This window comes from Verrucomicrobium sp. GAS474 (assembly GCF_900105685.1).
Taxonomy (GTDB): domain Bacteria; phylum Verrucomicrobiota; class Verrucomicrobiia; order Methylacidiphilales; family GAS474; genus GAS474.
This window is the reverse complement of the sequence record NZ_LT629781.1, coordinates 2,656,952-2,678,605: the sequence shown is the minus strand read 5'-3', so window position 1 is coordinate 2,678,605 and position 21,654 is coordinate 2,656,952. Positions and strand designations below refer to the sequence as shown.

General features: G+C 65.2%; 26 protein-coding genes. 8 read left to right on the top strand and 18 right to left on the bottom strand.

Features of this window, described 5'->3' with window-relative positions:
* The first annotated feature begins 119 nt into the window (after positions 1–119).
* Complete coding sequence (locus BLU04_RS11195) at positions 120–2,594, top strand: glycogen/starch/alpha-glucan phosphorylase (protein WP_093285926.1); 2,475 nt, start codon at positions 120–122, stop codon at positions 2,592–2,594.
* Positions 2,595–2,606: 12 nt separating this feature from the next.
* On the top strand, positions 2,607–3,002 hold the full coding sequence (locus BLU04_RS11190; RefSeq protein ID WP_157895297.1) for a hypothetical protein: 396 nt from the start codon (positions 2,607–2,609) through the stop codon (positions 3,000–3,002).
* A gap of 40 nt (positions 3,003–3,042) precedes the next feature.
* Here BLU04_RS11190 and BLU04_RS11185 read toward each other — a convergent pair whose 3' ends face one another.
* On the bottom strand, positions 3,043–4,170 hold the full coding sequence (locus tag BLU04_RS11185) for a ribonuclease D (protein ID WP_093285920.1): 1,128 nt from the start codon (positions 4,168–4,170) through the stop codon (positions 3,043–3,045).
* A 57-nt stretch (positions 4,171–4,227) separates the two neighbouring features.
* On the opposite strand from BLU04_RS11185, the gene moeB reads away from it, so the two are divergent.
* Genes moeB through BLU04_RS11170 form a run of 3 tightly spaced genes read left to right on the top strand, consistent with a single transcriptional unit; the run spans position 4,228 to position 6,252 of the window.
* Positions 4,228–5,418 (top strand): molybdopterin-synthase adenylyltransferase MoeB, encoded by a 1,191-nt coding sequence (gene moeB, locus BLU04_RS11180; RefSeq protein ID WP_093285917.1) that lies wholly within the window; start codon positions 4,228–4,230, stop codon positions 5,416–5,418.
* 1 nt (position 5,419) lies between these two features.
* Positions 5,420–5,713: an ATP-dependent Clp protease adapter ClpS gene (clpS, locus tag BLU04_RS11175; RefSeq protein ID WP_093285914.1), complete on the top strand. Its 294-nt coding sequence runs from the start codon at positions 5,420–5,422 to the stop codon at positions 5,711–5,713.
* On the top strand, positions 5,710–6,252 hold the full coding sequence (locus tag BLU04_RS11170; protein WP_093285912.1) for a hypothetical protein: 543 nt from the start codon (positions 5,710–5,712) through the stop codon (positions 6,250–6,252). The genes clpS and BLU04_RS11170 overlap by 4 nt, the downstream gene beginning before the upstream one ends.
* A 49-nt stretch (positions 6,253–6,301) precedes the next feature.
* On the opposite strand, the gene BLU04_RS11165 is transcribed toward BLU04_RS11170, so the two are convergent.
* Entirely contained in the window at positions 6,302–6,733 is a 432-nt protein-coding gene (locus BLU04_RS11165) for a response regulator (RefSeq protein ID WP_093285909.1), read from the bottom strand.
* A gap of 256 nt (positions 6,734–6,989) precedes the next feature.
* Between BLU04_RS11165 and BLU04_RS11160 the strand changes: the two genes are divergently transcribed.
* Complete coding sequence (locus BLU04_RS11160) at positions 6,990–7,517, top strand: peptidylprolyl isomerase (protein WP_093285906.1); 528 nt, start codon at positions 6,990–6,992, stop codon at positions 7,515–7,517.
* 578 nt (positions 7,518–8,095) lie between these two features.
* On the top strand, positions 8,096–9,682 hold the full coding sequence (locus BLU04_RS11155) for a PhoH family protein (protein WP_173862570.1): 1,587 nt from the start codon (positions 8,096–8,098) through the stop codon (positions 9,680–9,682).
* 69 nt (positions 9,683–9,751) lie between these two features.
* Here BLU04_RS11155 and BLU04_RS16540 read toward each other — a convergent pair whose 3' ends face one another.
* From BLU04_RS16540 to BLU04_RS11080, 16 genes are all read right to left on the bottom strand, one after another.
* Positions 9,752–9,916, bottom strand: a complete 165-nt coding sequence (locus BLU04_RS16540; protein ID WP_157895296.1) for a hypothetical protein — start codon at positions 9,914–9,916, stop codon at positions 9,752–9,754.
* 115 nt (positions 9,917–10,031) lie between these two features.
* Positions 10,032–10,373 (bottom strand): histidine triad nucleotide-binding protein, encoded by a 342-nt coding sequence (locus BLU04_RS11150; protein ID WP_093285905.1) that lies wholly within the window; start codon positions 10,371–10,373, stop codon positions 10,032–10,034.
* Between the two features lie 25 nt (positions 10,374–10,398).
* Positions 10,399–10,761, bottom strand: coding sequence for a glyoxalase superfamily protein (locus BLU04_RS11145; protein ID WP_093285902.1), 363 nt, complete (start codon positions 10,759–10,761; stop codon positions 10,399–10,401).
* Positions 10,762–10,796: 35 nt separating this feature from the next.
* Positions 10,797–11,348: a hypothetical protein gene (locus BLU04_RS11140; RefSeq protein WP_093285898.1), complete on the bottom strand. Its 552-nt coding sequence runs from the start codon at positions 11,346–11,348 to the stop codon at positions 10,797–10,799.
* Positions 11,349–11,366: 18 nt separating this feature from the next.
* Entirely contained in the window at positions 11,367–11,816 is a 450-nt protein-coding gene (nrdR, locus tag BLU04_RS11135; RefSeq protein WP_093285895.1) for a transcriptional regulator NrdR, read from the bottom strand.
* Between the two features lie 179 nt (positions 11,817–11,995).
* A complete protein-coding gene (locus BLU04_RS11130) occupies positions 11,996–13,138 on the bottom strand; it encodes a 5-(carboxyamino)imidazole ribonucleotide synthase (protein WP_093285892.1) in 1,143 nt (380 codons plus the stop codon).
* 11 nt (positions 13,139–13,149) lie between these two features.
* Entirely contained in the window at positions 13,150–13,692 is a 543-nt protein-coding gene (gene purE, locus BLU04_RS11125; RefSeq protein WP_093285890.1) for a 5-(carboxyamino)imidazole ribonucleotide mutase, read from the bottom strand.
* A gap of 13 nt (positions 13,693–13,705) precedes the next feature.
* Positions 13,706–14,254: a flavoprotein gene (locus BLU04_RS11120; RefSeq protein ID WP_093285887.1), complete on the bottom strand. Its 549-nt coding sequence runs from the start codon at positions 14,252–14,254 to the stop codon at positions 13,706–13,708.
* A 2-nt stretch (positions 14,255–14,256) separates the two neighbouring features.
* Positions 14,257–14,910 (bottom strand): guanylate kinase, encoded by a 654-nt coding sequence (gene gmk, locus BLU04_RS11115; protein WP_093285884.1) that lies wholly within the window; start codon positions 14,908–14,910, stop codon positions 14,257–14,259.
* The gene (locus BLU04_RS11110; protein ID WP_093285882.1) at positions 14,907–15,809 is read right to left on the bottom strand and encodes a YicC/YloC family endoribonuclease; all 903 of its coding nucleotides are present in this window, start codon (positions 15,807–15,809) and stop codon (positions 14,907–14,909) included. The genes gmk and BLU04_RS11110 overlap by 4 nt, the downstream gene beginning before the upstream one ends.
* Entirely contained in the window at positions 15,806–17,071 is a 1,266-nt protein-coding gene (gene trpB, locus BLU04_RS11105) for a tryptophan synthase subunit beta (RefSeq protein ID WP_093285879.1), read from the bottom strand. Before trpB ends, BLU04_RS11110 begins: the two co-directional genes overlap by 4 nt.
* On the bottom strand, positions 17,044–17,706 hold the full coding sequence (locus BLU04_RS11100; RefSeq protein WP_093288625.1) for a phosphoribosylanthranilate isomerase: 663 nt from the start codon (positions 17,704–17,706) through the stop codon (positions 17,044–17,046). The genes trpB and BLU04_RS11100 overlap by 28 nt, the downstream gene beginning before the upstream one ends.
* Before the next feature lie 30 nt (positions 17,707–17,736).
* Positions 17,737–18,291: a hypothetical protein gene (locus BLU04_RS11095; RefSeq protein ID WP_093285877.1), complete on the bottom strand. Its 555-nt coding sequence runs from the start codon at positions 18,289–18,291 to the stop codon at positions 17,737–17,739.
* Entirely contained in the window at positions 18,288–18,938 is a 651-nt protein-coding gene (locus BLU04_RS11090; RefSeq protein WP_093285874.1) for a polyphenol oxidase family protein, read from the bottom strand. Before BLU04_RS11090 ends, BLU04_RS11095 begins: the two co-directional genes overlap by 4 nt.
* A gap of 19 nt (positions 18,939–18,957) precedes the next feature.
* Positions 18,958–19,437 (bottom strand): MarR family transcriptional regulator, encoded by a 480-nt coding sequence (locus BLU04_RS11085; RefSeq protein ID WP_093285871.1) that lies wholly within the window; start codon positions 19,435–19,437, stop codon positions 18,958–18,960.
* A 114-nt stretch (positions 19,438–19,551) separates the two neighbouring features.
* Complete coding sequence (locus tag BLU04_RS11080) at positions 19,552–20,415, bottom strand: PDZ domain-containing protein (RefSeq protein WP_093285869.1); 864 nt, start codon at positions 20,413–20,415, stop codon at positions 19,552–19,554.
* A gap of 195 nt (positions 20,416–20,610) precedes the next feature.
* Between BLU04_RS11080 and BLU04_RS11075 the strand changes: the two genes are divergently transcribed.
* Positions 20,611–21,630 (top strand): DUF4931 domain-containing protein, encoded by a 1,020-nt coding sequence (locus tag BLU04_RS11075; protein WP_093288623.1) that lies wholly within the window; start codon positions 20,611–20,613, stop codon positions 21,628–21,630.
* The last annotated feature ends 24 nt before the right edge of the window (positions 21,631–21,654 follow it).

Below are 21,654 nucleotides of genomic sequence, written 5' to 3'. Positions count from 1 at the left end.
AGCGGTTTTTTCTTCCTTCCGCCGCCTCGGGTCCGTCAGTTGTTTGACGTTAAAAATTTTCACCTAGAAAGATCATTTTTGAAAGCCTTGCGGCTCGTATCCTGCTACCAAACCTGACCATGAGCGACACCCCTTCCCCGATCTTCGTCTCCGGCATCGACACCTCCGTCGAGGCCGTCAAACAACAGATCCTTCACCACCTGAAGTTCACCCAGGCGCGCGATACCCAGACCGCCACCCGTCGCGATTGGTGGATGGCGACCTCGAAGGCGCTCCAGGACCGGGTCGTCGAGCGGATGATCGCCACCATGGCCGCCCACCACAAGGCCAACGCCCGCCGCATCCACTATCTCTCCCTCGAATTCCTCATGGGCCGCCTGTACAGCAACAACATGTACAATACCGGCGTCGAGAAGGAAGTCGCCCAAGCCCTGACCGAGCTCGGCCAGGACCCCGCCCTCGTCCGCAGCGAGGAATACGACATGGGCCTCGGCAACGGCGGCCTCGGCCGCCTCGCCGCCTGCTTCCTCGACTCGATGGCGACCCTCGACCTCCCCGCCATCGGCTACGGCATCCATTACGAGTTCGGCCTCTTCCGCCAGGAATTCGTCAACGGCTACCAGGTCGAGCATCCCGACAACTGGATCAAGTTCGGCGCCCCGTGGGAAATCGTCCGTCCCGACCACACCCAGACCATCCGCCTCTACGGCGAGGTCGAGCGGGTCTTCGACGACCTCGGCAACTACGCCTCCCGCTGGGTGAAGGGCCGTGAAATCCTCGCCATCCCCTACGACATCCCGATCAGCGGCTACGGCACGAACACCGTCAACTTCCTCCGCCTCTGGGAATCGAAGTCGACCGAGGACTTCGACCTCAACGCCTTCAACGACGGCGGCTACGTCGAGGCCGTCCGGCAGAAGAACCTCGGCGAGACCATCTCGAAGGTCCTCTACCCGAACGACAAGACCGAGAGCGGCAAGGAGCTGCGCCTCGTCCAGCAATACTTCTTCGTCTCCGCCTCCCTGCGCGACATCATCCGCCGCTTCCTCGGCCAGGGGAACGACTGGTCGATCTTCGCCGACAAGGTCGCCGTCCAGCTCAACGACACCCATCCCACCGTCGCCATCCCCGAGCTCCAGCGCATCCTCCACGACGAAATGGGCATGAGCTGGGACGCCGCCTGGGCGATCGTCACGAAGACCTTCGGCTACACGAACCACACCCTCCTCCCCGAGGCGCTCGAAAAGTGGAGCCTCGGCCTCTTCTCGAAGGTCCTCCCCCGCCACACCGAGATCATCTTCGAGATCAACAAGCGCCACCTCGACGACGTCGAGAAGAAGTGGCCCGGCGACGACGCCAAGAAACGCGACCTCTCCATCATCGAGGAAGGCTCCCACAAGATGGTCCGCATGGCCCACCTCGCCGTCGTCGGCAGCCATTCCGTGAACGGCGTCGCCGCCCTCCACACCGAGCTGCTGAAGAAGGACCTCTTCCCCGAGTTCGACGAGCTCTTCCCCGGCCGCTTCAACAACAAGACCAACGGCATCACCCCCCGCCGCTGGCTCCTCGCCTGCAACCCCGGCCTCGCCGAGCTGATCAACGAGAAGATCGGCCATGGCTGGGCGAAGCACCTCGAGCAGCTCCGCGGCCTCGAGAAATGGGCCGACGATCCCGACTTCCAGAAGCGGTTCATGGAGATCAAGAAGGCGAACAAGGTCCACCTCGCCGGCATCATCAAGCGGGATTGCGGCATCGACGTCGATCCCAACGCCCTCTTCGACGTCCAGATCAAGCGCCTCCACGAGTACAAGCGCCAGCACCTGAACCTCCTCCACATCCTCGCCCTCTACCGTCGCCTCCTGAAGAACCCCGACTACCCCATGCAGCCGAGGGTCTTCATCTTCGGCGCGAAGGCCGCCCCCGGCTACGACCTCGCCAAGACCATCATCAAGGCGATCAACGCCGTCGGCCAGACGATCAACAACGACGCCCGCATCAAGGGCAAGCTGAAGGTCGCCTTCCTCCCGAACTACCGCGTCTCCCTCGCCCAGCGCATCGTCCCCGCCGCCGACCTCTCGGAGCAGATCTCGACCGCGGGCAAGGAGGCCTCCGGCACCGGCAACATGAAGCTCGCCCTCAACGGCGCCCTCACCATCGGCACCCTCGACGGGGCCAACGTCGAGATCGGCGAAGAGGTCGGGGCCGACAACATCTTCATCTTCGGCCTCACCGTCGACGAGGTGAAGGCCCTCCTCCGGAAAGGCTACAATCCGTGGGACTACTACAACAACGACGAGGAACTGAAGTCCATCGTCGATTGGCTCGGCTCGAACTACTTCACCCCGAACGATCCCCACGGCATCCTCAGCTCGATCCGCTACAGCCTCCTCGAAGGGGGCGATCCCTACCTCTGCCTCGCCGACTTCGCCGCCTACTCCGAGTGCCAGAAGAAGGTCGACGCCGCCTATGCCGACAAGAAGCGGTGGGCGAAGATGGCGATCCTGAACACCGCCCGCGTCGACAAGTTCTCCAGCGACCGGACCATCGCCGAATACGCGAAGGAAATCTGGAAGGTGACCCCCGTCTCCGTCTAGAGCCGCTCGTCGATGGACGATCCCACGCTCGCCCCGCCGCCTCGCCCCCCTCTTGCGGCGAGGCTGGCGGGGTGGATTACGGGCGTGACGGTCTATTCGGCGACCATGGCGGGATGGCTCGCCGGGCTGACCTACCTGAAGGAGGCGACCCGGCTCGATCTCTATCCGAAGCCGCTTTTCGACTTCATCATCTCCTGGTATTTCCCGCTCCTCGGCGCGGGGGTCTATCCCGGCGTGGCAGTCAGCCTTGGCGCCCTTTATCTGGGAGTAACGAAACGCGTCGGGCCGGGAACCGCGCTCGGCATTCCCCTGCTCCTGGGCGCGCTCTGGGGCGGGGTCGGATGGCTCCTCATCGCCGACAACATCCGCAACGTCCTCAGCGGCGAACCGTTCCACTGGCCCCATTGAGGGAGGGCGCGAAGCGACTCCGAATCCTCCGCGACCGCTTTTACCCCAGCAACGGTCGCACAATCTCCGCCTGCCATTGGCACCAGCGGTTCTCGGCCAGGAGCCGGTCGATCCCCTCGGGACCTTCCTCGGCGATCTGGAAGAGGATCGTCTTCGAGGCAATCAGCGAGGGATCGAGGCCGATCTTCGCCGCCACTTCGTCGCGGCCCTTCTTGATCGCGTCGACGCGCCGCTCGAAGTCGGGATTGCGGCGGAGGCGCGGCTCCCGGGGCGGCATGGGGAAGGGAGGATATTCGCGGCCCTTGTCGAGGGCATCGTAGAGCCGGATGAGGCGCGCACCCCGGCAGTTCGAGGGAAGGAAGTGATTCGGGACGTGGTCCTGGTCCCGATGGGTATCGACCCAGACGGTGATCTCGAGCATCCGGTCGTTGGAGAGGACCTTGAACGTCGGGAGGTCGCGCTCGCGGGCCTCGGCGTCGCGCCAATGCCAGATTTCGCGCAGGATCGGAAGGGCGGAGAGAGGGAGCTTGTTGGAACCGTTGATCCGCCAGATCTCGTCGGGATCGATCTCCTTCATCACACGGCTCGCCCGGAGGACGCGGGCCGAGGCTTCCTTGTGCCAATCGAGGCGGCCCAGGCGGATCAGCTCCGCCGTGAGGTGCTCCCGGATGCCGTCGAGGTAGGTGACGTCCTGGGCGGCATAATCGAGCATCGCCGGGGTGAGCGGGCGGGCCGACCAGTCTTCCTTCTGGCTCGCCTTGTTCAGCTTCACGCCGAAGTACTTCTCGACGAGGGCGGCATAGCCGATGCCGGGGAGGCCGCAGAGCTGGGCGCCGAGCATCGTGTCGAAGACCTCGGGCGGCTCGGGCGCGCCGATGCGGCGCATGAGACGGAGGTCGAAGTCGGCCCCCTGGAGGATCCACGGGGACGAGGCGGCGACGGCCCAGAAGGGCGCCAGCTCCTCGGCGGTGGCGAGGGAGAAGGGATCGATCAGCGCCGTCGGGTTCGGCTCCGTATGGCCGCCCTGGCGGACGGAGACGAGGCAGACGCTTTCCTTGTAGTGGTGGAGGCTGTCGGCCTCGGTGTCGATCGCCAGCCACGGCCCGTGGCGGAGGGTGGCGGTATAGGCTTCGAGGGAGGGCAGGGAGTCGACCCAAAGAGAGGACATGAAATTTTTCGTTATTCCGGTTGTCGCAACACGGAGTGGCGTTAATGTAATCCCGGTATGAGTTTCTTGTCAGCGATTAATGAGCGTTTCGGGAATATTTCTTTCTCGAATGAGGAGATCAAGCGGTACGGACGCCACCTCATCATGCCCGAATTCACGCTCGCCGGGCAGCAGAAGCTGAAGGCGGCCCGGATCCTGACGATCGGGACCGGCGGCCTCGGCTCCCCCCTCCTCGCCTACCTCACGGCGGCGGGTGTTGGCAAGATCGGCCTCGTCGACTACGACACGGTCGATTACTCCAACCTCCACCGCCAGATCATCCACAAGACCCGCAACGTCGGGAAGCCGAAGATCGCCTCGGCGATCGAGACGATGAAGGAGATCAACCCCTTCGTCCAGGTCGAGGCCTTCGAGACCTCCTTCCGCTCCGACAACGCGATGGAGATCGCGAAGGATTACGACATCGTCATCGACGGGACCGACAACTTCCCGACCCGCTACCTCGTGAACGACCTCTGCGTCCTCACCGGGAAGCCGAACGTCTACGGCAGCATCTTCCGCTTCGAGGGCCAGGCGACGGTCTTCTGGGGCGAGAAGGGGCCGTGCTACCGCTGCCTCTTCCCCGAGCCGCCCGAACCGGGCAGCGTCCCGAGCTGCGCCGAGGGCGGCGTCCTCGGCGTCCTGCCCGGCATCATCGGCGTCATCCAGGCCATCGAGGCCGTGAAGCTCATCACCGGCATCGGCGAACCCCTCATCGGCCGCCTCCTCCTCTTCGACGCGCTGAAGATGAAGTTCCGCGAGATGAAGCCGCGCAAGGATCCGGCGTGCCCCGTCTGCGGGCCGAACCGGACGATCCACGAACTGATCGACTACGAGGTCTTCTGCGGCACCGCCGCCGTCGAGGGCGGCGCGGCGATCAACCCGAACGGCATCTCCGAGATCACCGTGAAGGAGCTGAAGAGCTACCAGGAAATGAAGCGGGACTTCGACCTCATCGACGTCCGCGAGCCCCAGGAATGGGAGATCGCGAAGATCCCCGGGGCGAAGCTGATCCCCCTCGGCGAGCTTCCGAGGCGGCTCCACGAGCTCGACAGCTCTCGCGAGATCGTCCTCCATTGCAAGGTCGGCGCCCGGAGCATGAAGGCGGCGAAGCTCCTCCACGATTCCGGCTTCCGCAAGCTGAAGAACGTGGCCGGGGGCATCGATGCCTGGAGCCATGAAATCGATCCTTCCGTCCCCGTGTATTGACATGGCCGCCCCCTCCCCGGACACCGGGCAGGAGGTGGAGACGCTGATCGACTCGGCCTTCGAGAAGTGCTGGGGCGTCGTCGTCTGGAACGATCCGATCAACACGATGAGCTACGTCACCTACGTCTTCGAGAAGGTGCTGAAGATGGTCCGCGACGTGGCGGAGAAGCACATGATGGAAGTCCACACGAAGGGGAAGAGCCTCGTCGCCACCGAGACGCGGGAGCACGCGGAGCTCTTCGTCCACCAGCTCCAGTCCTTCGGCCTGAACGCCACGATGGAGCGCGTCGGGTGAAGATCGCCCTGAATCGCGACGGGACCGCAAAGGGAACCCTGACGCTGACCTTCGAGAAGGCCGAGCGGCAGGTGATGGAGGCGGTCTTCTCCGCCTCAAAGGACCTCTACGCCGTCGACATCGAGGAACTCCCCGAGGTGCTGCAGCGGCACTGGCGCGGGCGGCTCTTCTCGGGCCGTCCCGCCTCGATCCCCGGAGCCGACGCCGCCTCCGACGACCTCGCCGAGGCCCGCCTCGGCTGGCGTTCCGAGCGGCTCGTGATGCTGGAGAAATGGCTCGCCCCCGGCGCTCCCTTCGGCGAAGGCGGCAACGGCGTCCTGACGCTCCCCCCCGACGAGATCGACCTTTTCTTTTCGATCATCAACGACCGCCGCCTCTCCCTCGCCGCCCTCTACCTGGTCACCGAGGACCTGATGGAAGCCGACATCGAGGCGATCCAGCCCCAGGAATTGCAGCAGGCCGTGTGGGAGATCCATCTCCTCGCCTTCGTCATGGAGAACTGCCTCCAATGCATCCAGGAGTGGAAGGAAGAGCTGTAGGGATCGACAAAGGCGTTTACGGCTCCTTGCGCCGCTCGCGCGGCCCCCTCTACACCGCCGGCAATTCTTCGCCGAGCATCCTCGAGATGCAGGAGAGCAGCTTGTCCCGGGTAAACGGTTTACCCATGTAACACTTGTTCTCGTCGGTATTCCTGTTCAGCGCCTCTTCCTCGTCGGGACCGACGAGGCCGGTGATGAAGATGACCGGCGTCCGTTCCGTCGAGCGGTTCGCCCGGATGCGGGAGAACACCTCGCTGCCGTCGAGGTCGGGAAGGGTGATGTCGAGCAGCACCAGCACCGGCTTCAGCGTCGCCAGCCAGCCGATCGCCGTCTGCCCGTCGGGAGCCAGGTAGGGCGTGAAACCCGCCTTCGTGAGGTGCCGGACCAGCAATTGACCCACCCCCGGATTGTCTTCGACGACGAGAATCGGGCGGGCCGGTTTCGGATCGATTTCGGAAGCGGGGGAGGAGGAATGATTCATGCGCGCGCGGGATGGGAAGTGAAGGAAAACGTCGATATTTCTTGAGAGGCCCCGGATCTTCCTCTCCCCTCCCCGTCGCCTCCCCCCATCGCAGGAATCACCAACCGGACTTCTTTCCTACCGTGCTAAAAAAGTGCAACCACATCAAGCAGGATTAATCTTTCGCCAAAATAAATTTCTGTTTCATCCCGCTTGCCAATTCGGCCCCGGAAAGGCACCTTTTCGGACCACCCGAAATTTTCAAAAACCACCCATCATGAGCACCCCTACTCCGTCCGAAGCGCAGGCCGCCGTCATCAAAACCACCGCCGGGGAAATGGTCGTCGAATTCTGGTCCGACGTCGCCCCGAAGACCGTCGAGAACTTCCAGAAACTCGCCGGGGAAGGCTTCTACGACGGCACCGCCTTCCACCGCATCGTGAAGGGCTTCATGATCCAGGGCGGCGACCCCCTCAGCAAGAAGGACGATCCCGCCGTCGGCACCGGCGGCCCCGGCTACAAGATCAAGGCCGAGTTCAACGAGCGTCCCCACGTCCGCGGCGTCCTCTCGATGGCCCGCTCCCAGCACCCCGACTCCGCCGGCAGCCAGTTCTTCATCTGCCTCGCCGACGCGAAGTTCCTCGACCGCCAGTACACGGCCTTCGGCAAGGTCATCAAGGGCGACGACGTCCTCGGCGCCATCGGCGACACCCCCACGAAGACCGGCAACGGCGGCGAGAAGAGCAAGCCGACCACCCGCGTCGGCGTCGAATCGATCACCCTCGTTCCCCGCTCCTCTGTCTAAGTAGCCCAAAGATTCCAAAAGGTTTTCCCTTTTCAAACCCGCCCCGTTCACAGGGGCGGGTTTTTTTAGAACCTGCTTCACGACTGGGCGGGGCCGCGCTGAGAGGCATTTTTCTCTCCGCCTAGGCGCGAGCGGTGCGGTGTGTGGATCACACATAAGCCGCGAGCAACAACGGGGGAGAGAAAAATCCCTCCAGCCCGAAGGGTTGCTCCGCTTTTGGCCGCCTGGCTTTGTTGCCGATCCTCGACAGACCATACAGGTATGCCTTCGGATCGGCGTCGCGCCATTCAGCCAAAAGCGGAGCAACGCGGCCCTGCCCAGTCGTGAAGTAGGTTCTTAAGTATTCCCTTGCGCGATGTGAATAAGTTGTTAATAACTTGGTTTCATCAAGACCGTCCGCCACGTTCTCCTCTCTGAGGTTCGGGTTCAGGTTCGGCTTAGAGAGCGCTCCATCAGGAGCGGCCTAAGCCTCGAATCCCAGGCGACGCCACCCCCCGGTTCACCACCGCTACCGATGTAGCGGCCCTGCGATTACGGCGGCACTTCCCTTTGCAGCAGCAAAAAAACTCTTCCTAACTATGCAAATCCAATCCGAGTTCTTGTCCAAGAAGGAAACTGAAGCCGCCGCCAACGCCAAAAACGCTCCCGCCAGCAATGGAGGAGCCGACCGCATCCAGGTCGACATGACCAGCCTGAGAGTGAAGAACTACATCCTCGACACCAACGTCCTCCTTCACGACCCGAACTCCCTCTACCACTTCGCCGACAACGAAGTCTGGATCCCCGTCGAAGTCCTCGCCGAACTCGACAAGTTCAAGAACGAGCAGACCGAGCGCGGCGCCAACGCCCGCGCCGTCCACCGCCACCTCACGAAGATCTTCGCCTGCGATTCCGAGGCCGCCATCCACGGCACCCCCCTTCCCGGCGGCGGCACGATCCGCCTGGCCGTGAACGACCTCCTCGTCCGCACCTCGAAGCCCCATCCGGCGATGCAGCGCTTCCTGAAGATCTTCCCCGACCTCGACAAGATCGACCACCGCATCCTCGCCTCCTGCCTCTACGCCTACGACAAGGCCCCCCGCCCGACGGTCCTCGTGACGAAGGACCTGAACATGCAGCTGAAGGCCCTCGTCCTCGGCATCCCGGCGGAGGACTACCTCACCGACAAGGTCGAGGCGAAGGACGTCGAGAGCTACGACCTGCCCCGCATCGAGGTCGGCGCGAACGAGCTCCAGCGTTTCGCGACGAACTGGACCCTCTCCCTCGGCAATCCCCGCACCTCCTCCCTCTGCCTGAACGAGTACGTCCTCCTCGCCGTGAACGAGAACAAGACGATGCCCGCCCGCTACTACGGGGACGGCACCTTCCAGCGTCTCAACGTCCCGGAGCGGATCCACATCCCGCGCGGCATCGACATCCGGCCGATGAACCTCGGCCAGCAGTGCCTCGTCGACGCCCTCCTCGACCCGAACATCTCCCTCGTCACCTGCTACGGCCAGGCCGGCACCGGCAAGACCTTGATGTCGATCGCCGCAGGCCTCAGCAAGGTCTACGAGGAAGCCTACGACGGCATCACCATCAGCCGCCCCGTCGTCCCGATGGGCGAGTCCGTCGGCTTCCTCCCCGGCTCCCTCGAGGAAAAGATGCGCCCCTGGCTCCAGTGCATCTACGACGCCCTCGAAGTCCTCCTCCCCGCCAACGCGCCGAAGTCGGCCCCCTTCGCCGGGAAGAAGCAGGCGAAGAAGAGCAAGAGCGCCGCGCAGGAAGCCGAGCAGCGGAAGGCCGCCATCGCGAAGGCCAACGGAAACGGCATGGCCGGGCCGGCGCTGAAGCCCTACGAGCGCCTCGTCGAGCAGGGCCTCCTCGAAATCGAGGCCCTCTGCTACATCCGCGGCCGCTCGATCCCTCGCCGCTTCTTCGTCCTCGACGAAGCGCAGCAGCTCACGCCGCTCGAGGCGAAGACGATCGTCACCCGCATGTCGAAGGGCTCGAAGCTCGTCATGGTCGGCGACCCCGCCCAGATCGACAACCCCTACGTCGACAGCCGCTCCAACGGCCTCGTCTACACCCGCACCCGGCTGAAGGGGGAACCGATCACGGCCCACGTCGCGCTGAACAAGGGCGAGCGGAGCGCCCTCGCCGAGATCGGCGCGCAGCGGATGTAAGCGGCAACCCAGCGCCCAACAAAAAACCCCGCCGAGTTGGCGGGGTTTTTTGTTGTCGGAAAAGGAAGGCTAGCGGATCGAGAAGAAGCTGAGCGACTTGCCCGCTTCAATCCCGGTCGAACGGCTGGGCAGGAGGTCCTTCGCCTTGGGCGTCGTCGCCGTGGCAGGCATCCATTTGGGGGCGACGAAAAGGAAGCCGATTACCCAGAGGATCAAGAAAGTCTTTGTTTTCATTATCAACCGCTGTCGTTAACAACGGTATGCTAATGAATGGAAAAAAGCAACAGGATTGTTTTTGTTTCTTAATTTAAAATCTAAGCAAAGTACTGTAGCCGATTTAGAGCCGAGGCTAACCGGGAGGCCACGCGAGAGGACGCCCCCCCAGCAGATGGAGATGCATGTGGGGGACCGTTTCCCCGCCATCGCCCCCATTGTTCATCACCAGCCGGAAGCCGGTCTCGGCGAAACCATTTTCCTTGGCCACCTTGGCGGCCGTGAGGAGAAGGTGACCGATCAAGGCCTCGTCCTCCTCCCCCGCCTCGGCGATCCGGGCGATCGCCTTTTTCGGGATCACGAGGATGTGGTGGGGCGCCTGGGGGCTGATGTCCCGGAAGGCGAGGACGCGGTCGTCCTCATAGATGATGTTCGCGGGAATCTCCCGGGCGATGATTTTTTCAAACAGGGTCGGCATAAGGAAAAGGGGTGAAGGATCGTTCTCAGGCGCAGGCATCCGGATCGACGCGGCCGAAGCAGAGCCGGTTCCCGTCGGGGTCGAGGACGCCGAAGTCGCGCATCTTGTACGGACGGTCGCCGGGCTCCATGTCGATCCGGGCGCCCTTCTTGCGGATCTCCGCGCAATAGTCGTCGACCTCGTCGCAGAAGATGAAGGCCGAGCCGCCGCCGACGGGGCGGTTCCCGACGTGGTGGGCGCAGAGATGGAGCGCCGCCTCCCCGTGCCGCACCCCGGCGTACTCGCCGAAGCGGAAATCCTCGGTGAAGCCGAGGACGTCGACGTAATACCTCAGGGCGGCATCGAGGTCGTTCACCTGCATCACGGGGGCGACGGAATAGGTCTTCATGATCGTTCCACCTTACCCCGCCTCGGCGCGGCGGGTCAAACGATGGCGAAGTCGAACGACCGCCGGGGATCGGAGGTCATGTACGTGCGGATGTAGGTGACGATCTGCTCGCTCAACGCGTCGCACGTCGTCCGCCATCGGGGGGCCTGGTCGAGGATCTTCACGCAGGGCCGAAGGTCGCCGCAGATGAGGCCGCGGACCTCCATGTCGACGACGTCGTCGAGCTTCTCCCGCAGGCGGAGATAGAAGAGGAGCTCGTAGGGGGCCGAGTCGGCGATCTCGGCGAGGGAGATCGCGAGGCGGGGGGCGATGAGGGCCGTCTTCCCGGCGATGTCGCCGAAGCCGACCTTCTCGACCGACTGGGCCAGCATCAGGTTCACCTGGGACGGGGTGATCGTGGCGGCGCAATACTCCTCCTCCAGGTAGGAGACGATGGCCCGGGCGATGTGGGCGGAGAGATCCCAGCGATCGTGCCCGGCGGCGCGGGAACCGCTGCTGAGGGACTCGGCGAGCCAATCCTCGGAGAGCGGGAGGAGACGATCCCCCTTCCACAGAACGTAAGGGAGACGCTGGGGAAGGGCGATCATGAGAGAGTCGGTCCTTCGTTAGAGGTCGAGCGATTCGACCGTGCTGACGAATTCCTTGATGTCCCGGAATTTCCGGTAGACGGAGGCGAAGCGGACGTAGGCCACTTCGTCGATTTCCCGAAGCTGGTGCATGATCCCCTCCCCGATGGCGGTGGTGGGAATCTCGTCGTTGTACTTGCGGCGGAGGTCCTCGACGATCGTGTCGACGGCCTTCTCGATGGTCTCGCGGTTCACGGGCCGCTTCTCGCACGCCTTTTCGAGGCCGCTCATCAGCTTGCGCCGGTCAAAGGGCTCGTAGCGGCCATCGCGCTTCTGGACGCGGAGATCCTCGCCCTCGACCTCTTCATAAGTCGTAAAACGGTAGCTGCAATCGATGCACTCCCGGCGACGGCGCACGGCCGCCCCGTCCTTTAGGGGGCGCGAATCGACCACCCGGTCTTGTTGGGAGCTACATTTGGGACACTTCATACCTTCGCGAAGAGGGTATCCACAACGGGTTGGGGTGTCAATGGGAAGACTAGGGTCTATTTATACATTCCGTTGGGGCTTGCCGGAAGGGCTTCGCCTCTTCCCCTAGGCGCAAGTGAGCAAATGTAGGAGCACACATAAGGAACGAGCCCCAACGGAATGTCTAAATAGACCCTAAACTAACGACCGAGTATCTTTTGCGCGGCGGCGTCGATCTCGAGGGCTTTCTCGATGGTCGGCGCGAGGACGCAGTAATGGCCCATTTTCCGGCCCGGACGGGCTTCGGCCTTGCCGTAGAGATGGAGGCGGAGGCCGGGGAGCGCCAGGAGGCGGTCCCACGCCGGTTCCTTGCCGTCCTTCCAGACATCGCCGAGGAGGTTCCGCATGATGACGGGGGAAAGGAGATCGGTCTCGCCGAGGGGGAGGCCGCAGACGGCGCGGAGCTGCTGCTCGAACTGCCCGGTGAGGCAGGCGTCGAAGGAGTAGTGGCCCGAGTTGTGGGGGCGCGGGGCCATCTCGTTGACCAGCACCTCCCCTTCCCGCGTCAGGAAGAACTCGACGGCGAGGAGGCCGACGAGGTCGAGCTGCTGCGCGATGGCAAGGGCGACGCGCTGGGCCTCGATCACGGCGGCGACGGGGAGCGGCGCGGGGACGACGCAGAGGTCGAGGATGTGGTGGCGGTGATCGTTGCGGGAGACGGGGAAGGTCTTCGCCTTGCCGTCGAGGCCCCGGGCGACGAGGACGGAGAGCTCGGCCTCACAGGTGATCCACCCCTCGACGATGCCCGCGCCGGTCCCGTGGGCCTTCCAGAGGGCGGCCAGGTCGCTCCCCTCCCGGATCGCCTGCTGGCCCTTGCCGTCGTAGCCGAAATCGACCGTCTTCAGCACCGACGGACGCCCGATCTTCCCGACCGCGGCGACGAAGGCGGCCTCGCTCTCGACGATGGCGTGGGGGACGACGGGGAAACCGTGCTGGACGAGGAATTCCTTCTCCCGGCGTCGGCTCTGGGCGGTGTGGAGGATGTGGCGGCCGGGCCGCAGGGGGACGATCTGCTCGAGCGGTTCGAGGACCGAGACGGGGATGTTCTCGAATTCGTAGGTGAGGACGTCGACTCCCCTCGCGAACTCGGCCAGCGCGGCGGCGTCCTCGTAGGGACGGTTCACCTCGAGGTCGGCGACCTGCCCGGCGGGGGCCGAGGGCGTCGGCTCGTAGATGTGGACGCCGTAGCCGAGCTTCCGGGCGCTGAGCGCGAGCATCCGGCCCAGCTGGCCGCCGCCGAGGATGCCGATGGTCTTGCCGGGGAGGATGGGGGCCGCAGTCATCGCCGAGGGAGCTAGAGCGTCTGATTCAGGACGAGGTCGGTCTGCTTCACGCGGAAGGCCTGCCACTTCCGGGCGAGGTCCTCGTCGTGGAGGGCGAGGATCGAGACGGCGAGGAGCGCGGCGTTCTTCGCGCCGGGAACGCCGACGGCGAGGGAGCCGACGGGGACGCCGTAGGGCATCTGGGCGATGGAGAGGAGGGAGTCGAGGCCCTTCAGCGCCTTGCTCTCGACGGGGACGCCGAGGACGGGAAGGCTGGTGAAGGCCGCCGCCATGCCGGGCAGGTGGGCCGCGCCGCCCGCGCCCGCGATGATGAGGTGGAGGCCGCGGGCCGTCGCCGACCCGGCGTACTGCATGAGCTTGTCGGGGGTGCGATGGGCCGAGACGATCTCGGTCTCGAAAGGAACGCCGAACTCCTCGAGGATCTTCGCCGTCTCGCTCATGGTCGTCCAATCGGAGGTGCTCCCCATGATGATGCCGACGACGGGAATTTGATTCTTGGGGGAGCCCTTTTTCTTGGGAGCCGCCTTTGCCTTGGAGAGGGTTTTCTTTGCCATAAAATAAAGGAAGTTAGAGGAGCGCCATCGCCGCCTTGAAGATCTCGTTCACCGGCCAGAGCCGCCCGATCCCCTCGTAGCCGCAGGCGAGGAGCCCCTTGTCGGGCCCGATCCAGCGGACGCCGCGCTGCGTCAGGGTCTTCACGTTCGCCGCGACGGCGGGATGCCGCCACATCTTGCCGTTCATTGCCGGGGCGAAGAGGATGGGGGTCTTCTCCGGCAGCGCGAGGAGGGCCGAGGAAAGGAGGTCCGGGGAGAGGCCCTGGGCCAGCAGGCCGATGTGATGGGCCGTGGCGGGCGCGACGAGGGCGAGGTCGGCATCGTCGGCCAAGCCGATGTGGGTGGGACGGAAGCCGCCCTCCTCCAGGCCGTCCTCGACGTAGGCGGGGCGCTTCGTGAGGCAGGAAAAGGCGAGCGGCGTGATGAAGCGGGAGCCTTCCTTCGTCAGGATGACGTCGACCTCGACCCCCTCCTTCGTCAGGAGGCTGGCGAGGTCGACGGCGCGGTAGGCCGAGATCGAGCCCGTCACGCCGAGGAGGATGCGCTTGGCCTTGCCCTTCATCTTCAGCTCTCGTCGAGGGTCAACCGGCGGCTGAGGTAACGCTCGGCCCGCATGATGGCGCGGAACTTCGTGAGGTCCTCCTCCATCGAGCCGCTGAGGATCGTGTACTTGAACTCCGACCACCGCTGCATTTCCTCCCGCCCGTTGGCGAGGCGGCGGATGATGCTCTCCTCGGTCTCGGTGCCGCGCTTGCGGAGGCGGCGTTCGAGTTCCTCGAAGGTCGGCGGCATGATGAAGACATCGACGAGGGAGGCGGCGATCTGGGGATCGGGATTCTTGCGGATGCTCTCGGCCCCCTGGGCGTCGATGTCGAGGAGGACGTCGGTGCCGGAGGCGATGGCGTCGAGGACGGTCTGCTTCAGCGTCCCGTAGTAGTTCCCGTGGACGTGGGCGTGCTCGATGAACCCCCCGGCGGCGACCTTCTCCTCGAAGTGCTCGCGGCTCAGGAAGTGGTAGTCCTCCCCGTCGATCTCGCCCGGGCGGGGGGCGCGGGTGGTGCAGGAGACCGAGTAGATGAAGTCCTTCGACTGGCGGAGGCTGTTGCAGAGCGTGCTCTTGCCGGTCCCCGAGGCCGCCGAGACGACGAAGAGGATGCCGTGGCGGCGGAAGGTCTTTTCGACTTCCCGGGGCGATTCGTTGGGGCTTGTTCCGCTCATTCGAAATTCTGGATTTGTTCCCTCACTTTTTCAAGAGCGCTCTTCAGGGCGACGACCTGATGGGCGATTTCGACGTCGTTCGCCTTCGATCCGATCGTGTTGATCTCCCGATTCAGTTCCTGGGCGAGGAAGTCGAGGGACCGTCCCGCCGCCTCGGCACCTTCAAGGAAGGCCCGGAACTGGGCGAAATGGCTCGAAAGGCGGGTCAGCTCCTCGGTGATGTCGCACCGGTCGGCATGGAGGACGACTTCCTTCGCCAGGCGCTCGTCGTTGTCGGCGAGGGTCAGCCCGAGGGCGGCGATCCGGACGCGGAGGGCGGCGGCGTAGGCGGTGACGACGTGGGGAGCCCGTTTCGCGATCTTTTTCACGATCGCCTCCATCTCCCGGATCCGCTTCAGGAGATCGGCGGCGAGGTGGTCCCCCTCGGCGAGGCGCATCCGGTCGAACGCCGCGAGGGCCCCCTTCGTCGTCTTTTCAAGGACGGCGAGCCACGCCTTCTGCGCCGTCTCGTCGGGCAGCGCCTCGGTCTCGGCGTCGAGGAAGATGCCGGGGCCGCGCATCACGAGATCGAGCGGCACCTCGGCCTTCAGCCCCATCTTCTTCCGCAGGGCGTCGAGTTCCTTGTGCCAGAGGAGGGCCGCCGCCTTGTCGAGGACCGGGGCCGCTCCCTTCTTCTTCCCGTCGGCCGAGGCGAAGCTGACCGAGAGGGTGACGCGGCCCCGGGCGATGGCCCCGGAGACCGCCTCCCGCAGCGGGGCCTCGGCGAAGGCGAGGAAGCGGGGGAGCGAGCAGACGACCTCGATCTGCTTCCGGTTGACCGACTGGAGTTCGACGACGATCCGGCGGCCGTCCGGGGCGGGGCCGCCGACGGCGCGGCCGTGTCCCGTCATGCTCTTCATGACCGGGCCGTCTTGACGCTTTTGGCTTCGCCGCTGATGCCGAGGTGCTTCGCCGCCTGCTGCACGTCCTTGTCGCCGCGCCCGGAGAGGTTGACGATGAGGATCTTCCCGTCGCCGAGGGCTCCGGCGATCTTCCGCGCGTGGGCGACGGCGTGGCTCGATTCGAGGGCGGGGATGATCCCCTCGGTCTCGGCGAGGAACTTGAAGGCCTCGAGGGCCTCCGCATCGGTCGCGAAGCCGTAGTCGACCCGGCCCGCGTCCCGGAGGAAGGCGTGCTCCGGCCCGACGGCGGCGTAGTCGAGACCGGCGGAGACCGAGTGGGTGAGATCGATCTGGCCGTCCTCGTTCTGGAGGACGTAGGTCCGGGTTCCCTGGAGGACGCCGAGGACGCCGCCCTGGAAACGGGCCGCGTGCCGTCCGGGCAAGATCCCGTCGCCCCCCGCCTCGACGCCGACGAGGCGGACTTCCCGGTCTTCGAGGAAGGGATGGAAGATCCCGATCGCGTTGCTCCCGCCGCCGACGCAGGCGACGATCACGTCGGGCAGGCGGCCTTCCTTGTCGAGGATCTGGCGGCGGGCCTCCTCGCCGATCACCCGCTGGAAGTCGCGGACGATCATCGGATAGGGATGGGAGCCGAGGGCCGAGCCGAGGATGTAGAAGGTGGTGTTGACGTTCGTCACCCAGTCCCGCATCGCCTCGCTGACCGCCTCCTTCAGCGTCTTCTGGCCCGCCGTGACGGGGACGACCGTCGCGCCGAGGGCCCGCATGCGGATGACGTTGAGGGCCTGCCGCTCCATGTCGACCTCCCCCATGTAGACGACGCACTCGAGGCCGAAGCGGGCGCAGACCGTCGCCGTGGCGACGCCGTGCTGGCCCGCGCCGGTCTCGGCAATGATCCGCTTCTTCCCCATGCGGATCGCAAGGAGGACCTGGCCGAGGGCGTTGTTGATCTTGTGCGCCCCGGTGTGGAGGAGGTCCTCCCGCTTGAGGTAGATGCGCGGCCCCTTGCCGCCGTTCTCCCGGGCGACTTCCTCGGTGAACCGCTCGGCGAAGTAGAGCGGCGAGGGCCGCCCGACATAATCCTTCAGGAGGCCGTCGAGCTCGCGCTGGAAAGAGGGGTCCCGCTTGATCTCCTCATAGGCCCGCGCGAGGTCCTGCAGCGGGGTCATCAGGGTTTCGGGGACGAACATCCCGCCGTACGCGCCGAAGTGGCCGGAGGCATTGGGAACGGAGGTCAGGCTGGGAGAGAGGCTGTCAGACATCGGGAAATAAAGCGTTCAATCTTGATCGGGTCCTTGATTCCGGGCGCGGATTCGACCCCGCTCGAAACATCGACGGCATAGGGTCGCACACGGGTAACGGCCTCGCCAACATTATCTGCCGTCAGTCCGCCGGAGAGGATGATCGGGACGTTCGAGACGTTTTCCATCCGGAACCCCTCGACGAGATTCCAGTCGAAGGTCTTTCCCGAGCCGCCGTGTTCGACGCACGGCGTATCGAGGAGGAAGGCCCCGGCCCCCGCCGTGGCATAGGCGGCCAGCCCCCTCGCCCCGCCCTCGAAGGGAAGATGGAGGGCCTTCACGAACCGATAGGGATGGGAACCCGCCTCCCGGATCTCGGCCATCAGCGCGGGGCTCTCCGCGCCGTGGAGCTGCCATTGGCTGAAGGGGGCGATCCCGGCGATCCGGCGCACCTCCTCCGCCGAGGGATTGACGACGACGGCGACCCGCTCCACGTAGGGCGGCACCGTCGCCAGGATCTCCGCCGCCCGCTCCGGCGAGACGTAGCGGGGGCTCTTCGGATAGAGGATGAAGCCGAGCGCATGGGCCCCCGAGGCGACCGCCGCGGCGGCGTCCTCCTCCCGCGTGATGCCGCAGATTTTGATCCGGATGCCCATCCGTCTAAGGTGACTCACCGCCCCGCGCCGTCAATTTTTAAAATCGCCGGGCGTGAGGCGGACGACGCCGTTGTAGAGCGCGTCCTCGCTCTGCTCGAAGGCGTTGTAGAGCGCGACGTACTGCTCGGTCCTCCGGGCGTCGGCCCAGGGACCGGCACCGGCACCGTCGGACTTCGCCGAGGCGAGGCCCTCGACGAAACGGCGGAAGGCCGCGACCGCATTGCTCCGCGTCTCCCAAAGCTGGTCGAAGGAGGCGATCGTCCCGGGCCGCCCCTGGACCGCGACCCACGCGTGGAACCGCTCCCACCCGATCGCGTCGGCCCCGTCGAAGGAGAGATAGGTGTCGAGGGCCGCCTTGGTGAGCCTCGCCTCGTCGACGTTCGTCGGCGGGGCGACGAGGGTGAGGGCCGGGTCCCGCCGCCCCTCCCCGGCGCGATCGAGGTTGCCGACCTGCCGGGCGAGGATCGAGGGCGTGTCGTTCCCGCCGGAGCTGATCCCCCCCTGCCGCAGGTAGAGGACCGAGAGGCCGATGACGAAGAAGGCGACGATCCCGAAGCCGATGCGAAGGATGGCGCGGAGGCTCATGGCGTCTCCCGGGAGGGGGTGATCATGGCCGCGGCCCACATCCGTCCCGTCTGCCCCTTCTCCGCCCGGTAGGAGTAATAGATCCCCAGCTCGGCGGCGGTGTTCCGCGCCGAGTCGTGGTAGGAGCCGACGCCGCCCCGCGCGGCCTGCCGGGCGATCTCCGAGGCGAAATCGACCTCGTAGTGGGGAGGCCGGATGCACGGCCCGAGGAAGACGAAGAGATCGGAGGGATCGGAGCCGAAGGCCTCGGCCATCGCCCGCAGGGTCTCGCCGACGATGTTCTTCTCGGTCCCCTTCTTGCCGGAATGGGCGACGGCGACCGCCCTCAGCCGCGTGTCGTAAAACCAGACCGGCCCGCAATCGGCGGCACGGACGGCGAGGACGACGCCCGGCTCCGAGGTCATCAGAGCGTCGACGGCGGGGACGACCTTCCCGATCTCCCCCGCCCCGACGCGGGCGACGAGGTTGCCGTGGGGCTGTTCCGCCTCGACGACGCCCCTCTCCTTCCAGCCGAGGGTCGCGATGGAGGGACGGAGAAGGGAGGGAAGCTCCCCGTCGGCGTGGCCGGGGGAACGGAGGGAGAAGGCGTGCTTCAACCCGAGCCGGGAGAGGGCCGTCAACTCAGGGTAGGTTTGCCAAGACAGCATAGCGCCTCCGGCAAAGCACCTACTTCTGGTTGACGCGCGAACAGTGGGCGAGGATGGTGCGGTAGATCCGCACCCAGGTCTTCATGTCGTCCTCGGTGAAGTCCTCGGAGAGGCCGAGGACCTTCGTGACGATGTTCGACTTGATCTTCTCGACGAGCTCGCGGCCCTTGTCGGTGATCTTCACGAGAACCTGGCGGCGGTCGGTCGGGTTGCCGAAACGCTCGACCAATCCGGCGGCGACGAGGCGGTCGACGAGGCCGGTGGTGGCGGGGGAAGTGTGTTCCATCAACTCGGCCAGGCGGGACATCGTGATGCCCGAGCTCTGGCTGAGGAAGCTGAGAAGCGTGTACTGCGGGATCGAGATGTTTCCCTGGCTCACCTGCGTCGAAAGGTCGACGAGGGAAATGCGCTGCAACTGCGTGATGCATTCGGCGAGTTCTTTCGCCAAGTCGACCACGGTCGCGGAGTAGGAAGCGGAGGGAGGTTGATTACTGGTCATGAACAATTAGCATAATAGCATTGTCCTGACAGATAATCAACAAATTCCTGTGTTCATTTACATCCTATAGAAAGCCGATCAACCCTCTCTCCATACGATACTTACAAAAAACAATCACTGGTCGATCAGACTTCCTGTCAGGGAAGGAGGCGGACGGAGAGAGAACTCGACCGGAGCGGGAGCGTCACCCCGTTGAATACGAAAACGATAGGGTTTCTGCTCTCCGATCTTCAACTCGGAGCTTCTCTGGTATTCGGTGAAGAACGTCGCGAGAGTCGCCGTCTCCCCGCTCAACGCCTTGCCGTTGAAGGCGACGATCCGGTCCCCGGCCCGCAGTCCGGCGAGTTGCGAACTCGATCCCTTCACCACCGCGAGGATCGTCACGAAGCCCTCCTTCTCCGCCAGCAGCAATCCCTCTGGCATCGCGAGGCGCTCGTCGGAATAGTCCTTCGCCCCCGGGGCCATGTAGACGACGCGGAGATCGATGAGGTTGATCAGGTCGAGCGAGGCGCGGAAGGAGGCGATATTCGGCCAGACGATCGTATGGGCCGATTTCAGCGCCGCCTCGACCTCGGGCGATCCGTAGATCGCCTTGGCATCCTTGGGGAGGCCGGAGCTGCGGGTGTAGGCCTGCTCCCGCTGCTCGTCGCTCCCCATGATGCGGACCGGGGCCTCGGTCGGCACCGGCTTCACATAGAAGATGCGAACGATCGAGCCCGCGGGAACCGTCCGCGTCGACGAGAGGGCGAAGGAGTAGAGCGTCTTCACCCCCTCCTCGGTATCGGCCCACGGCAGCGCCTCGGTGAAGGGGGGGATCGTCTCGATGTTGATGCTCCGCGCCTGCACGTCGCGCTTCGGCGGGGGCGAATCGGATTGCGGGGCGGCCGGGGATTCCTGCCCCGCCGCCCGATCGGCGAGACCGACGATCGAAAAGAGGAGAAGGACGATCGCGCCGCGCTGACAAAAAGAAGAAGCCACGCTTCCTTTCTAGGGCGCACATCGGCACGCCGCAAAACTTTTCACGCTCCGCCGCATTTTGGGATAGCCGGGCGTTCTTTTTTGGACAAACCTGAAGCCCGGCGGGCGTCGATTTCCGATGGGAACGGCAACCCGATGCAGGAACGCGGGAACCTGGGAAGCAACCTCAAATATCCCTTTTGGAAAACAGACGACATGCCGGAATTAAGACGGGATCCACTGGTCGGGCGCTGGGTAGTTTTTTCGCCTGAACGGAAACAGCGTCCTCAGGACTTCCACCTCCAGAACGGCGCGCTGCCCGAACTCGGGGCCTTCACCTGGGGCAACGAGCACCTCACCCCGCCCGAAGTCTACGCCACCCGTCCCGAAGGCGCCGCCCACGGCCCCAACGGCCCCGGCTGGCAGGTCCGCGTCGTCCCGAACCGCTTCCCCGCCCTCCGCATCGAGGGGGACCTGATGCCCGAAGGCGACGGCATCTACGACCGGATGAACGGCATCGGGGCCCACGAGGTGATCATCGAGACCGCCGATGCCGCCCTCGCCCTGGAGGACCAGCCGGTCGAGGCGATCTCGGGGATCCTCAAGGCCTACCGGAGCCGCATCGTCGATCTCAGCCGGGACAGCCGCTTCCGCTCGATCCTCATCTTCAAGAACGTCGGCCCGATGGCGGGGGCCTCGCTCCGGCACGCCCACTCGCAGCTGATCGCCCTCCCCGTCGTCCCCCGCATGCTGCAGGACCGCCTCACCGCGGCGCGCGCCCACTACGCCTCGAAGGAGCGGAACCTCTTCGACGACCTCATCCGCGCCGAGCGGAAGGAAGGGAAGCGGGTCGTCCACGAGAACAACGGCTTCGTCGCGTTCTGCCCCTACGCCAGCCGGTTCCCCTTCGAGCTCTGCCTCCTCCCCCGCCGCCAGAACCCCCACTTCCACCACAGCACCGACAGCGAGCTCGACCTCGCCGCCGAATCGCTGAAGCAGATCCTCCAGCGCCTCGCCAAGGGCGTCGGGAAGCCTGATTACAACCTCATCCTCCACACCGCCCCCTTCGTCCGGGAGGCCTCCGAGGAAGCCCGGCTGGAGCTCGACTTCCGCTGGCACATCGAGGTCCTCCCCCGCCTCACCGGCATCGCCGGGTTCGAGTTCGGCACCGGCTTCTTCATCAACAGCACGCTGCCCGAGGAGGCCGCCCAGTTCCTCCGCGCGGTGAAGATCTAGTCCCCCCCTTTCAACAGGAGCCCC